Source organism: Aminobacter ciceronei (assembly GCF_014138625.1).
GTDB classification, from domain to species: Bacteria; Pseudomonadota; Alphaproteobacteria; order Rhizobiales; family Rhizobiaceae; genus Aminobacter; species Aminobacter ciceronei.
The window spans coordinates 39,085-51,738 of the sequence record NZ_JACJHY010000010.1 but is presented as its reverse complement, the minus strand read 5'-3'; the positions used below and the strand labels follow the sequence as shown (position 1 = coordinate 51,738).

Genomic DNA, 12,654 nt, shown 5'->3' with positions numbered 1-12,654 from the left:
CAGCAACGTTACTTCTTGTTCGCCGACCTGGCGTAGGCCTCGCTGAAATAGGCGAGAAAGACGTCGAGCATGCCATTTTCATGCGCGGCCTCCTTGGCTTCCCATGTCGCTACGAACATGTCCCAGGCCCGGCCCTTCTTGGAGACGAAGGCAGAGGCGGGGAGCTTTCGCTCGATGGCATCGGGTGACAATTCCGAAAGCAGCCGCGACAAGGCCGCCTGCATTGCCGCATAGGTCGCGAGCTCATGCGTCTTGAGATCGCGGAATGCCTCCTCGACGCTGTGCCGGGCGTCGAGATAGCCCGAGCGGCGCTGGGCAAACATGATCTCGAGGATTTCTTCCGAGCGCGGAATGAACTTCAGCGGGTTGTTGTCGACACCGCCGATCATGGTGCGCTGGCTGCTCTTGGCGAGTGCCTTGGCGGCAGCGCGCGCCTTGAGCAGCAAGGCAAGCTCGTCGACGACCGCGCGCAGCACTGCGCCCACTTCAGCGGCTACATCTTTCGGGTCGCGCTGCAGGAACACGTCAGGAGAAACGCCGGCGCCCGCAGCGATGAGCCGGAGCAGTTCGGTCGCCTCCGGTCTTTGCGGCGGGGGAGGCGCCGGTTGCACGGGCACGGGCTGCGGGGCGCGAGCATGCTGGACTGGCTGACGCGCAACGACACCCGCCGCCAACTGGCCGTTGTTCACGCCGCCGAAGAAGGGATCCGCCAGTTGCGGCGGCGGCTGGCCGATATCAGCGGCATGGCGGGCCGGGATCGGATTGCCCCAGTCGTTGCCCGATATGCGGTCGTCCTCAAGCGCAACCGAGACGATGTAGCTGCCAATCGAAAGCTGGTCGCCATGGCCGAGCGGATGCGGGTCGGTGACGCGTTGGCTCGAGCCGTTGATAAATGTGCCGTTGCGCGAGACGTCATAGAGCCAGAACGTGCCCCTGTCGTAACGCACCTCGCAATGCAGGCCGGAGATGAAAAGGTTGGGGTCGGGCAGGTTCCAGTCGCGATTTTCGCGCCCGATGGTGAAGCTGCGACCATTCGAACTGTAGAACAGCGGTCCGCCTGTGGGCAGCCTGTCGACATTCTCGATGGTCAAAGTGATGAGCATCCGAATTCGCCCGCCAAATCTCTGTTTCCGGCAGCCTCGTCCAAATTCCTTATTTTATTCTAGCAGTTTGCTGCGACCGCAGCACAGGGGCATTTGGGCGCGCACGGTTCGGCGCTTGTGCCGCGCCGGCTTTGGCCGGTTGAAAAACTTGTGCTAAGCTTAACTCAGATGTCCGGCCGTCCCCGCGGAGAGGCACGACGCCATGGCTAACGATCGCGCGACTGTGGTCCGGACACCGCTCGGCGACACGTTGACATTCACCCATCTGGCCGGTCGCGACGAGATCAGCCGCTGTTTCGCCTACACCGTCGGCTTTGTCAGCAGCGACCCTGATATCGACCCGTTGAAGATGCTGGGCGGCGGCGTTTCGGTCGAAGGAGAGTCCGACCCGAAACGCTGGTTCAGCGGCTTGGTGTCGGATTTCCGCCTGACCCGCATGGAGGACCGGCAAGTTTATTATGAAGCGGTCCTCCGGCCGTGGCTGTGGTTTCTCGGCACGGCCACGGACTGCCGCATCTTCCAGAATATGAGCGTCGTCGAGATCGTCGAAAAGATCTTCTCGAAATATGGCTCGGCGAAGTTCGAGAAACGGCTGCAAGGCTCCTATCCGCCGCGCGACTATTGCGTCCAGTATGACGAAAGCGACCTGGATTTCGTCCAGCGCCTGCTCGAGCACGAAGGCATCATGTATTTCTTCGAGCATGGCGACGACGAGCACACGCTGATCCTTGCCGACGCGATGAACAAGCTCAAGCCGGCACCGGGCTACGAGAAGGTGCCGTATCATTTCGAAGGGCAGGGCGCGCGCCGCGACGTCGAGTACATCACCGAGTGGATCCCCGGCAGCTCGGTCAGACCCGGCGCCTACACCCATACCGACTACGATTTCAAGAAGCCGGATGCCAGCCTGATGGCCAAGTCCGACCAGGCATTCGGCCACAAGCTGGCATCGGGGGAAAACTATCGCCAGCCCGGCGCCCATCTGGATGTCGGCCGTGGCGACAAGATCGCCGGCATCCGCCGCGAGGAGCTGCAGGCGGTACACCAGCGCATCGCCGCTGCCGGCACCGTGCGCGGGCTGTTTTCCGGCTGCACCTTCAAGCTGGACGGCTTTCCGCGCGATGACCAGAACCAGGAATATCTCGTCGTCAGCGTCGAATACCGCATATTCGACCCCAGCTATCGCAGCGGCATCGACACTGAGGGCGAGAGTTTCACCGTGGTCCTCGGCGTCGCGCCGACTAGTCTGCCATACCGCCCGCCGCGGATCACACCGCGTCCGATCATGCGCGGGCCGCAGACGGCGCGTGTCGTCGGCCCGTCCGGCGAAGAGATATTCACCGACGAGTATGCCCGGGTGAAGGTGCAGTTCCATTGGGACCGCATGGGAAAGAAGGATCAGGACAGTTCGTGTTTCGTGCGCGTGTCGCAGACCTGGGCCGGCAGCGGCTGGGGCTTCATCCAGATCCCGCGCATCGGCCAGGAGGTCATCGTCGATTTCATCGAAGGCGATCCGGACCAGCCGATCATCACCGGCCGCGTCTACAACGCCGCCCAGATGCCGCCCTACGGCTTGCCCGGCAACGCCACGCAGTCGGGCTGGAAGTCGAACTCGTCGAAAGGAGGCGGCGGCTATAACGAACTGATGTTCGAAGACAAGGCAGGCTCCGAACTGGTCAATTTCCAGGCCCAGAAGGACCATAACCTGCTGATCAAGAACGACCGCACCAAGCTGGTGCAGCACGACCAGTCCGACCGCATCGACCACGACGCCAAGCATTCCGTCGGCCACGACCTCGACGAGGACGTCGGCAACAACAAGACCGTGAAGGTCGGCGTCGACCAGAAGACCGACATCGGATCCAACGATACGGAAACGGTGGGCAAGAACCGCTCGCTGACCGTCGGCTCCAACGAGACCATCAGCATCGGCTCCAACTCGACCGAGACGATCGGCGCCAACCACGCCCAGACAGTCGCCATCGCCCAGGCGATCACGGTCGGCGCTGCACGAATGGACACGGTGGGTGCCACCGAGACGCGTACGGTCGGATCGGCGCAGACCAACACGATCGGGTCGACGCGCGCGGTCACCGTGGGTGCCGCCCAGACCCACCAGATCGGTGCCGATGACAGCTGGAACATCGCATCGAACCAGGAGGTGACGATTGGCGCCGACCAGACGTTCAACATTGCCGGCAACCAGAAATCGAAGATCGGCAAGGGAAGGCGAACCGAAATCGCCACCGACGACGGGACCAAAGTAGGCGGCGCCTACGAGTTGCGGATTGCCAAGGCGAGCATGGTTCAGATCGGTGAAGACGGGAAGATGAATGTCGGCAAGACATTCCTGATCGAAGCCGGCGACGCCATTGCGCTGAAATGCGGCTCAGCCAGCATCTCCATGAAGAAGGATGGTACGATCACCATCGAGGGCAAGGACATCAGCATCAAGGGATCGGGCAAGATCAACATCAAGGCTTCCAGCGACATCGTCATGAAGGGCTCGGAGATCAAGCAGAACTGAGGGCGCAGGGGATGACCAGAACCATCAAACGGATCGAGGGTGTAGTCATCGGGGTCTTTCTCGGCTTCGACGGTGCTGCACCGCTCGTCGTGTTTCCTGGCAATCCCAGGGACACTGCACTTGCCGCGCGCAGCCTGGCCGAACTCAGCGCCGACATGGTCGGAGCAGAGGTGGCGCTGCTGTTCGAGGGCGGCGACCCCGGCCGGCCGCTGATCGTCGGGCGCATCGTCGAGCCCGTGCGCAAGGCACAGACGCCGCAGGTCGTTCGAGACGGCGAGCAGGTCAAGATCGTGGCCGGGGAACGTCTCGAACTGCGCTGCGGCAAGGCCACAATCATCATGGAGAAGGATGGGCATATCACCATTCGCGGCACATACGTCACCAGCCATGCCAGCGCGGCCAACCGCATCCGTGGCGGCTCTGTAAACCTAAACTGATGCCGAAGATCGTTCTGCGCGAGATCGTGCGGCAGCATGCGGAAATGGCGGCATTTCTGTGGACCGTCTACGACCATCACCTGCTCCATCCGGATGAGAACCCCGACATGGACGAGGAGCGTCTTGCGCGGCTGGTCGAGCGGCTGGATGCTCATCTCGACGGCCTTCGCGTTGCAGGAGATGCCGGACGCGAGATCGCCCAGGAAGTCTACGCCGAATATCCTGAGGTCGGTGAGCTCTTCGTGCTTAGGATGCTCATGGAGGGCGCGCCGCAGCGCATAGCTGAACTCGACCTGGAAAAGGTCCGGGCCTATCTCAGCGCCAACGGTGGCTGATCCTCGTGGGCAAGCGCGCCCGGTCTACAATCAGGCGAGCTTGAAGCCGTCGTCGTATTCGAGCGACAGCGATTTCCATTTCTTGCCGTCGAAGCGCCAGGCACTGTCGGTGCCCGCGACATAGAGATAATCGCCATCGGTACGGATATCGGAGGCGGTGCCGGTTTCCACCTCCAAGGGCACGATCGCGTTGCCCTTCTCCACGCCGATTCCGCCCTCATCGCCCCAATAGGCCTTGCCGCTATAGGTGCGTACCGCAAGATGGGTGGTGGCATCAGCCGGTTCGAGCTCGACCGCTTCTTCGTTGGCGATGCGCAGGCACGTTCCGTCTTCGCCGGCGACCCTGATCGTGCCGTCCGCGGCAACGTCGATGCCATAGAACACTTCTTGGCGATGCAGTTCCAGCGGCTGCCACGTCGAGCCCGCGAGCTTGTGCACCGATCCTGATTTTCCGCAGACCCAGATACCATGCTTCGCGTCACCGTGAATATCCATGTATTCAGCCTGGGTGATCGGCGTGATCGGACGCCAGTCGTCTCCGACCAGCCTGACGGCGCCGCCTGAAGAGCCGACCATCATGGCGCCACCCGGGTCGGCGGCCCAAACCTGGCGAAAGCTCTCCGTGCCGACCTGATCGCGGGTCCATTGCTTGCCGCCGTAGCGCCAGATCCAGATCGTTGCCTCGAGCGCAAACAGTTCACCTGAGGGCGACGCCGACAGCGACGTCAGCCATTCTGACGTGAACAGAACGCCCTTCGCGGTCTTTGGATTGAAGTCGTCGACCACAAAAATGACCGACACCGTGGTGTCGTAGTCGGAATCCGCGAGCAGGAACAGAATGGCCACCTTGCCATTGCCCATCGGTGCGACCTGAAGGCATTCGATCGAGGTGTCCTCATCTTCGACGAAGTCTTCCAGCTCTTCCTTGTCCATCTTCAGCTTACCGATCATGGCTAACGCCTCCCTGGCGGTTGGCTAGGCAGAGATCATTCACGGGCAGTCCTTCTTGGACTTGGCGACGTCGGACGCCCTGACGACGACTTTCTTCGGGTCCTTTCCGAGGCTCACGGCCTCCTTCTTCAATCGCTTCTTGGCAACTCCGGCAAGTCGGCCCTGGTCAATTGCCTTCGGGCAGGTGTCGACACAGCGCTTCGTGTCCTTCACCTCCTGCGCGTCCTTGCCCATGCTCTTTTTCTGATAGTCCTGGTTCGCTTTCCTGAGGCACTCCGCAGCAGCATCCTTCACTTCGTCAGGAATTTTCGGGTCATCCATGTTGTCGACCGTTGCCCTGGCGCATTTCTCGTTGAAATCGCCGAGCTTGCCCTCCTGGTTGAGCTTGATCCACTTGGCCGCTTCCTGGGTCTTGAGGTTGTGGGGCGTCTTCGACCCCTTGCCGATGACTTTGCCGGTGGCGCCAGCCTTCTTTGCCTTCGCAGCTTCGCCCGGAACCCATTTTGCCTTCATGCAGATGCAGGGGGCCTTGCTTTCATCATAGGCCTGACAGCAGTCGAGGGTCAGGTCACGCACGCCCTTGGCGGTGAAGAAGCGCACTTCCGTGGTGTGCTCCTTCTCATACCCCTCCGGACACGTCAGCTTGTTGTAAGGCTTGATCTCCAGCATGCTGCAATTGAAGGTCGCCACCGTCGCGGTGGAAATGTTCGGCATCGGCGGCCCGCCGGCGGTCGGCGAGGCGTGGTCGTTTGAGCCGATATCGGAGAAGCGGCTGATCGGCTCGCCGTCCATCTTCACATTGCCTGACCAGGCGTGGGCGTATTCCTTGCCCGTGTTCACCGATGTGATGATGTTCTTCTTCGGCGCGCAGCCGGCTTCGTTGCCCGAACATTTCGTATAGTAGGACTTGTTCTTCTGCGTGATCGTCTTGCCCCCGATCTTGACCGTACTTGTGCCGCTGTCGGTGTCGTCGTCCATGCTGAAGGTGGGATAGGGGATCGGTACGCCGGGGGGCGTCGCGGGCGTCTGCGGCGGCGTGAAGCAGACATAGGGGAAGGCGGCGATGATCTTGTTGGCTTGCGCCTTGCAGGCGATCTCCAGACCGTTGGCATAGACGGTCATGCGGCTCTCCTCGATGCAAAGACTGCAGCGCCACACGCGCCGTCATCCGACGACGCTTCGATGAGCACCGGATTGCCGGCCGCGTAACCTTTTGCCGCCGCGGTCCAGGCCATGCCCACCATCACGGGAACGGCTGCGGCACCGATGTTGCCAAGCGATTCCGCAGGCGACCACAAATCCTGGAATTCGTGTCGGCCGCGCAGCAGCCGGATCGAAGCGAGTGCGGTCTGCTTGAACCAGTATTGTTCGCCGATGAGGTCCGAGATGCGGTAGCCCAGCCGGTTCATCTCGATGCCGGTTTCGCCAAACGCCGCATCATAGGCCGCTGTCATGCCATCGGCTCGCAAGGGCAGATCGTCCTTGTTGTAGATCGAGGCTGTTTCGCGCGATAGGCCAAGGCCGAATAGCTGGAAGCTTCCGCCATTCGGCCGGGTGCACAACACCGCCGCCGCTGCCTCTCCCGGAATGAAGCCGTTCGAGTTGTCGGCGGTCAGCAGGCGGCGTCCCTTGAGGTAATGGGCAATCGTCGGCGCGGTCAGATAGCTGTCCACGCCAGCGATCATCACATAGGGCACGTCGCCTGATGCCAGCAGCCTGCGGGCATAATTGAATGCTACGTGCCCGGCAGGGCGCCCATGCGCCACGGTGCGGGAGCGGCTGTGAGGTTCGACCTTGACGATTTCGCCGATCCGCCGGAGCAGGCCGGAGTTGTCGCGCACCGGCCTGCCCGGGCGACCTTCCTCGGGAAGGCAGAGGATAAGTGCCGTCTGGCCGCGCGCTTCCGGCGCGCGCTCGAATGCCTCGGTAATGGCCCCTGCGGCCAGATGCGCCATGCGCTTCTCGCCGATCCAATTGCGCGGCAGCGGGACGGGCGCGCCGGTCAGCCACCCCTCCGGCGAGCCGAGGAAACGCGTCTCCTGGAAGCCGTCGAGGCGCGCGCGCATGGCTGCGCATGCTGAAGGCGCATCGAGTCCGACGGCCGTGGCCATCCCGACCGAAATGATGGCGACGCCGGCGGTCATGCCTCTTCCTCCTCAGGTGCTACCCCATCGGCACGGACGAAGGTGCGGCCGGCTGCCCGCGCCCTCAGCATGGATTCGGTGGGGGGACCTACCCAGCATTCGGTAAAATCCAGAATCGTGCGCTCGATCCGCTGCGCTACCCGCCAGACCAGGTGGTAGCGGCGGTTCTCCGGGTCGAACAGGATAGTGTCGGGGTACAGCTCACCCTCGAAACTCTTGGCGCCATCCTTGAACAGGGTCATCTCAAGCCCGGTTGGCGGCAGCCGGAAGCTCACCCGACCTTCCGGCGTCAGGTTCACCAGCTGTACCTCTTCACCACCCTTGGGATGATCGATCTGCTGGTCTGGCGGAGCCATCTGGAAATAGCGCTCGTCGAAGTCGGACGGCAGGAAGGGAAAGATGTTTTTCGTCCAGTTGTCATCGTAGGTACCGCCATGTTCGATGCGGCCGGGCCAGCCGCGGCCCATCGGTCCGAAGCTCATCGGCGTGTAGTCGCCGAAGGGCGAGCGGACTTCCTCGCCGACCTTCTGGGTGTTGGGCAGCCGCAGGCCCGGAATGAGGTGCTGGTTCCTGGTGCGCGACCAGCCGGTGCCGACCGGATTGGCGCCGTAGACGCCAGGCATCTTGTCCTCGGGATCCAGCTTGTCGACGCCACCCCAGGCGACGTCATAGCTGATCGGCAGTTTCAGGAAGGGCTGCGGTGCGGTCGCGGTGAAGACCGGGCCGATGGCGCGCCACTCGCGATGGCCGACCACCTCGAACAGTTTCGACCAGTTGCCGACCTTGATGCCGACCGGCACACGTTCCGCCGGCCGGCCGCCGGGCGCATAGGCGCAGCCATTGGCAATCACGTCGCAGCGCGGCTTGCGGAAGGCAAAATCGGTTTCCCACAGCGTGGCGGAATAGCCGGGCTCGCCCGTCTGCGTGTCGGCAAAGACCAGCGGCGCCTGCTCGGCCGACTTGCGCACCAATCCGCCCGGTGCGTCGGGAAGGTCGAACGTGCCCTTGACCACGACGACGATGTAGTCGTGGCCAGCCTTGTCCATGGCTACGGTGAATTGATGGACGTAGCCGGTCTGGTTCCAGATCTGCATCAACTGGTCTCCCAGCTCGCGGTGAGCAGCCGGTCGAGGACCGCTTGTGGGGCCGCCGGATCGACGTCCACCGGCACCCATGGGCCGGCCCACAAGACCATGCTGAGCACAGGCTCTCCCGTCATGTCGGCGATCGGAAACGGCAGCTCGGCAAGGCTGGCGGCGAATTCGTCTGCGCTGACATAACCATAGCGCGCCGCGTCGGCCGCCATCTCAATGTCGTCGAACCATTTCGCCGCCATGTCGGCCAATCCTGAATTGGCGGCGGAGAGGGGGGCTGCGACCGTCAGCGGAAAACGGCGGCCGGCGCGGTCGTTGCTCGTCACGACGATGCCCGCCATCGGGCCGTTGGCATCGGGACCGAGCAGGAAACGCAGTGCCACGTCCTCTGGCCAGGCGCCCGAACTCTGCAATGGCGCGAGGTGGCTTGCCACCCAACGGTCCCATGCGCGCACGAAGTCGCCGGGAAGCCCGCGGCCGACGAAGTCTCCGGTCGCCGGAATCTTGCCGTAGAAGCCGGTGGCTAGATGTTCTGCGGGCACGTGAACCTCTTGAACATCTGCAGGTTGTAGGGGTTCTCGACACTTGCCGCCTTGAGCTCGAAGTCGGCGTAAAAACTCTTGGCGCCGAGGCGCAGGTTGTAGACGTCGGACAGCGATGTCGCCGTGAAGCGACCCTTGGTGAGCAGCCGCAGCCAGGCCCAGCTCCCGGTTTCGTTGACGATGACTTCAGGCGACCCATCGATGGGCTGGAAGGCCAACGAGATGGTGCCGGTGCCGTCCTTGCCCGGCCAGGTCATCGGCTGAGGGCGGGTGGCGTTGTTGTAGTAGACGAGGCTTTGGCCATCGAGGTTGAGCGTCACCCGCGTGACTGTCGGCGACAGATCCTTGGGCTCGAGCGTGAAGCTCATCAGGGGGCCGGTGCCACCGGGGAACAGGTCGTCGCGAATACGGCGCGCCTGCTCGAAGGCGGCAAGGGCAGACGAATCCAGCCCCATGTCGGCACGCCAGGTCCATGGTTGTTTGGCCGTGTCGACATAGCTGATCAGGTGGTCGTTGGTGAAAGCGTCGATCAGTCCGCCTGGGCCGAACAGGCGGGCGAAATCGCGGACGTTGACGTCAACGGCACTTTCCGGGCTGAACGGATATCGGTTGGTCAAGGCAGCCTGGCAGAACGGCAGGATGTCGGCGCGCCAGATGGCATTGAGTTCGGAGGTGACGGCCTTTTCGGTCAGGCCGCTGGTGTCGCCGGCGATGCCGCCGAGCCAGTCGTCGATCGGATCGGGCAGGATCTGCGCCTGGCGCGCGACGGCACCGGTGAGTTCCGCGAGCCCGCCCTGCTTCTTGATGGCATCCTGCGGGTCGGGATTGGCGGTGACTGTCTGCAGCACATTCGATAGTGCCGTCAAGGCGACGACCGCGGCATCGAGCATGGGAGGCTGGCCGTCGACTTCGGCGACCGCACCTTTCAGCGGCTTGAAATGCTCGGCGACGAGCGTGCCGGTCATGTCGACTTCTGCTGCCGACCCGGCACGTGGCAACAGCTTGGCGCCGGCTTTGGCCAGTTTGCCGACCTTGCCGAGCTTGCCCAACAGCTTGGAGGCGCCTTTCGATGCGGCCTTGTTGTCGCCGGCCGGCTCCTCGTCCGAGCGGATGAGATCGGTCTCGTGAACGACTGCCGTGACCAGGCGCTTGAGCGCGGAATCGGCGCTCGACAGGTCCTTCAAATTTTCGCTGGCGACGTTGAGGTCGGTCAGCGGTGCCAGCCTTATGTCGCGCAGCAGGCTGTCCCACTGGGCGATGAAATCCTCGTAGTAGAGCTTCAGGATGTCTTCCGACAGCGCCGACACCGAGGTCTCGGAATTCTCCTCGCAGCCGCCGGCAAAGACGGCGCGGTCGAGGGCCGCCTGGGCGGCGACATCCTCCAGCCGTTCGAGGATGACGTCGTGGAAGCCGGCATAGGTGAATGCGCCGGGCAGGCCGACACGCAATGTTTTGTCGGAGCGGCGGGCAAAGACCTTGGAGCCGTTCGGGCCGGCGAAATTCGCCGGGATCCACTCCTTCAGTTCGGAGACGGCGGGATCGGCCAGCAGCTGCTTGTAGGCGCGTGCTGGCAGCGAAATGGTGCAGACGCTTTTCAGGGCCTCGGCGACCAGCGCCGGATCGGGCGCGACATAACTCGCGTCGATCGTCATGCGGCGGATGGCGGCAAGCTGGTGCTCTTCTGCGTTGGGCGTCGGGAAGGGCGCGACGGGTGCGAATTCGGGCAGGTCGTTGACCCACCAGTTTTGAGCGAAATCCGCGTCCATCTGGGAGAGGCCGGTCATCATGCGATAGGTCTTGAGCGCCCCCAGCATGAATTCCGGATCGCGGACCTGGCGCCACATCGTCGTTTCGAGCAGGGCGACCATGCGGGGTTCGAGGATGTTGCGCAAAGCGTGGTTGTAGCTGTCGGCCTGGGCCCGCAGCAGCTCGGGAGAGGCCGTCGGGCCGACCAGGTCACGAAAACCGCTGGGCGGCGGCGTGCGCGCATTGGTGACCTCATCCATCGCAGCCAGCGCAACGTCGATGTCGGGCGCATCGACAGGAGCCGGGGCCGCCGCGAATGGCGCCAACGGCGCCTGCAGTGCCTCCAACTGGCCGGCTTGGGCCGCGATGGCATTGCGGTTGTCGTAATAGGACAGTCCAAACAGCGCTCCGGCAAGCAGGACAGCTGCTCCGCAGGCTGCGGCGGCACCGCGCCAGATCCAGGTCCGGCGGCGTTGCGCCAGGGGGTCGAACATGCCCAGCCCGGCTTCCTTGAAGATCACTTCGGTGAGCAGGTTTTTGAGGAAGAAGCTGCGCTTTTCGACGCGTGGCGACGACATGGCGCGGCGCGGCGGCAGGCCGAACGAGGAAGAGAGTGCAGCGGTAAGCCGGTCGATGGGCGCGCCTTCCTGTGTGGCCGAAGTCAGATAGACGCCGCGCAACCAGGCGCTGTCTTCGTAGCGGCTTTCGCCGAAAATCTGTTCGACAAGAAGACGGATCGGTTCGGACAGGCTTTCGACCTGGGCCGGGAACCTGAAAATCTCGGCGCGGGCGGCGAGGCTGTCTTCGTCCTCGAGGCGGGGGACGAGGCGGCGCTCGAGCTCGGTCGCCAGCAACGAGATCTCGCTTGCGACCATCTTGCCGTCGACGCGTGCATCAGGCGCGAAGGTCGTGCCCCAGACCTGTTCGCGGGCCGAGGTCGAGAGGCCGCCGAAGAAGGGCTCGAAGCCTTTGATGAGGTCCGCCTTGGTCAGCATCAGATAGACCGGGAGCCGGATTTCGAGACGTTCGTTCAGCTCGGCGAGGCGGCGGCGGATCTTGCGGCCATGCGCCTTGATGGCTTCATCGCCCTCCGAGAACGCATCGATCGACAGGGCAACGATGACACCGTTCAGGGCGCGCCGGCCGCGATGTTTCTTCAACAGGTCGAGAAAGCCCAGCCATTCCACGGCATCGACATCTGGCTGGCTCTCCTGCTGGACGTAGCGGCCGGCGGTGTCGATCAGCACCGCGTGTTCGGCGAAGAACCAGTCGCAGTTGCGGGTGCCGCCGACACCCTGGATGTCGTCGGTGAGGTCGATCGGGAAATTCAGCCCGGACTGGCGCAAAGCCGTGGTCTTGCCGGTGGCCGGCGGTCCGACGATGACATACCACGGCATGTCGCGCAGCAACTTGCGGCCGCCGAGCTTGCGCCGCTTCATCTCGTCCATCAGCCCCTGGAACTTGGCGCCGACCGCGGCAACGCTCTGTTCGCCCGCCGTCAGCGGCTTCTCGACCGGCGGCGCGGCAATCTCGGCGACGAACATGCGATTGGCTCGGATGGCGCGGCGCTGCGCCAAAATCAGCCAGATCAGCCACAGGATGACCAGGCCTGCGATCAGCGCCATACGCACGGTTTCGGACGCAAACGGCGTGCTCTGGCCGACCGCGACGATGGGGCCGAAGATCCAGATGATCAGGGAAAGCAGCGTCAGGCCGATCAGCGTCCAGAGCCACCGCGATGTCAGTACCGACCAGAGGAAGCGCAGGATGAACAT

At 63.4% G+C, this 12,654-nt stretch carries 10 protein-coding genes; 3 read left to right on the top strand and 7 right to left on the bottom strand.

The features are described 5' to 3' along the window. Nucleotides 1-8: 8 nt before the first annotated feature. On the bottom strand, nucleotides 9-1,103 hold the full coding sequence (gene tagH / locus HNQ95_RS12185; RefSeq protein ID WP_182574164.1) for a type VI secretion system-associated FHA domain protein TagH: 1,095 nt from the start codon (nucleotides 1,101-1,103) through the stop codon (nucleotides 9-11). A 202-nt stretch (nucleotides 1,104-1,305) separates the two neighbouring features. Between tagH and HNQ95_RS12180 the strand changes: the two genes are divergently transcribed. Genes HNQ95_RS12180 through HNQ95_RS12170 form a run of 3 tightly spaced genes read left to right on the top strand, consistent with a single transcriptional unit; the run spans nucleotide 1,306 to nucleotide 4,402 of the window. Next, nucleotides 1,306-3,630: a type VI secretion system Vgr family protein gene (locus HNQ95_RS12180; RefSeq protein WP_182574163.1), complete on the top strand. Its 2,325-nt coding sequence runs from the start codon at nucleotides 1,306-1,308 to the stop codon at nucleotides 3,628-3,630. Nucleotides 3,631-3,641: 11 nt separating this feature from the next. Beyond that, nucleotides 3,642-4,067: a DUF6484 domain-containing protein gene (locus tag HNQ95_RS12175; RefSeq protein ID WP_067962059.1), complete on the top strand. Its 426-nt coding sequence runs from the start codon at nucleotides 3,642-3,644 to the stop codon at nucleotides 4,065-4,067. Beyond that, complete coding sequence (locus HNQ95_RS12170) at nucleotides 4,067-4,402, top strand: hypothetical protein (protein ID WP_182574162.1); 336 nt, start codon at nucleotides 4,067-4,069, stop codon at nucleotides 4,400-4,402. The genes HNQ95_RS12175 and HNQ95_RS12170 overlap by 1 nt, the downstream gene beginning before the upstream one ends. A gap of 30 nt (nucleotides 4,403-4,432) precedes the next feature. On the opposite strand, the gene HNQ95_RS12165 is transcribed toward HNQ95_RS12170, so the two are convergent. From HNQ95_RS12165 to tssM, 6 genes are read right to left on the bottom strand one after another with little or no spacing between them, the layout of a single operon-like run. After that, entirely contained in the window at nucleotides 4,433-5,353 is a 921-nt protein-coding gene (locus HNQ95_RS12165; protein WP_182574161.1) for a beta propeller repeat protein, read from the bottom strand. Nucleotides 5,354-5,392: 39 nt separating this feature from the next. Further along, entirely contained in the window at nucleotides 5,393-6,475 is a 1,083-nt protein-coding gene (locus tag HNQ95_RS33630) for a PAAR-like domain-containing protein (protein WP_083948587.1), read from the bottom strand. After that, entirely contained in the window at nucleotides 6,472-7,497 is a 1,026-nt protein-coding gene (locus HNQ95_RS12155) for a 3-oxoacyl-ACP synthase (protein ID WP_182574160.1), read from the bottom strand. The genes HNQ95_RS33630 and HNQ95_RS12155 overlap by 4 nt, the downstream gene beginning before the upstream one ends. Continuing rightward, nucleotides 7,494-8,591 carry a DUF2169 family type VI secretion system accessory protein gene (locus tag HNQ95_RS12150; protein WP_067962052.1) on the bottom strand — a complete coding sequence of 366 codons (1,098 nt, stop codon included), beginning with the start codon at nucleotides 8,589-8,591 and terminating at the stop codon, nucleotides 7,494-7,496. Before HNQ95_RS12150 ends, HNQ95_RS12155 begins: the two co-directional genes overlap by 4 nt. Continuing rightward, the gene (tagF, locus tag HNQ95_RS12145) at nucleotides 8,591-9,133 is read right to left on the bottom strand and encodes a type VI secretion system-associated protein TagF (RefSeq protein ID WP_067962050.1); all 543 of its coding nucleotides are present in this window, start codon (nucleotides 9,131-9,133) and stop codon (nucleotides 8,591-8,593) included. Before tagF ends, HNQ95_RS12150 begins: the two co-directional genes overlap by 1 nt. Further along, nucleotides 9,115-12,654, bottom strand: a complete 3,540-nt coding sequence (tssM, locus tag HNQ95_RS12140; protein ID WP_067962048.1) for a type VI secretion system membrane subunit TssM — start codon at nucleotides 12,652-12,654, stop codon at nucleotides 9,115-9,117. The genes tagF and tssM overlap by 19 nt, the downstream gene beginning before the upstream one ends.

Coding starts and splice junctions, on each gene's coding strand:
- HNQ95_RS12150 (WP_067962052.1), bottom strand. CDS start 8,591: ATGCAGATCTGGAACCAGACCGGCTACGTCCATCAATTCACCGTAGCC.
- HNQ95_RS12175 (WP_067962059.1), top strand. CDS start 3,642: ATGACCAGAACCATCAAACGGATCGAGGGTGTAGTCATCGGGGTCTTT.
- HNQ95_RS12165 (WP_182574161.1), bottom strand. CDS start 5,353: ATGATCGGTAAGCTGAAGATGGACAAGGAAGAGCTGGAAGACTTCGTC.
- tagH (WP_182574164.1), bottom strand. CDS start 1,103: ATGCTCATCACTTTGACCATCGAGAATGTCGACAGGCTGCCCACAGGC.
- HNQ95_RS12155 (WP_182574160.1), bottom strand. CDS start 7,497: ATGACCGCCGGCGTCGCCATCATTTCGGTCGGGATGGCCACGGCCGTC.
- HNQ95_RS12180 (WP_182574163.1), top strand. CDS start 1,306: ATGGCTAACGATCGCGCGACTGTGGTCCGGACACCGCTCGGCGACACG.
- HNQ95_RS12170 (WP_182574162.1), top strand. CDS start 4,067: ATGCCGAAGATCGTTCTGCGCGAGATCGTGCGGCAGCATGCGGAAATG.
- tssM (WP_067962048.1), bottom strand. CDS start 12,654: ATGTTCATCCTGCGCTTCCTCTGGTCGGTACTGACATCGCGGTGGCTC.
- HNQ95_RS33630 (WP_083948587.1), bottom strand. CDS start 6,475: ATGACCGTCTATGCCAACGGTCTGGAGATCGCCTGCAAGGCGCAAGCC.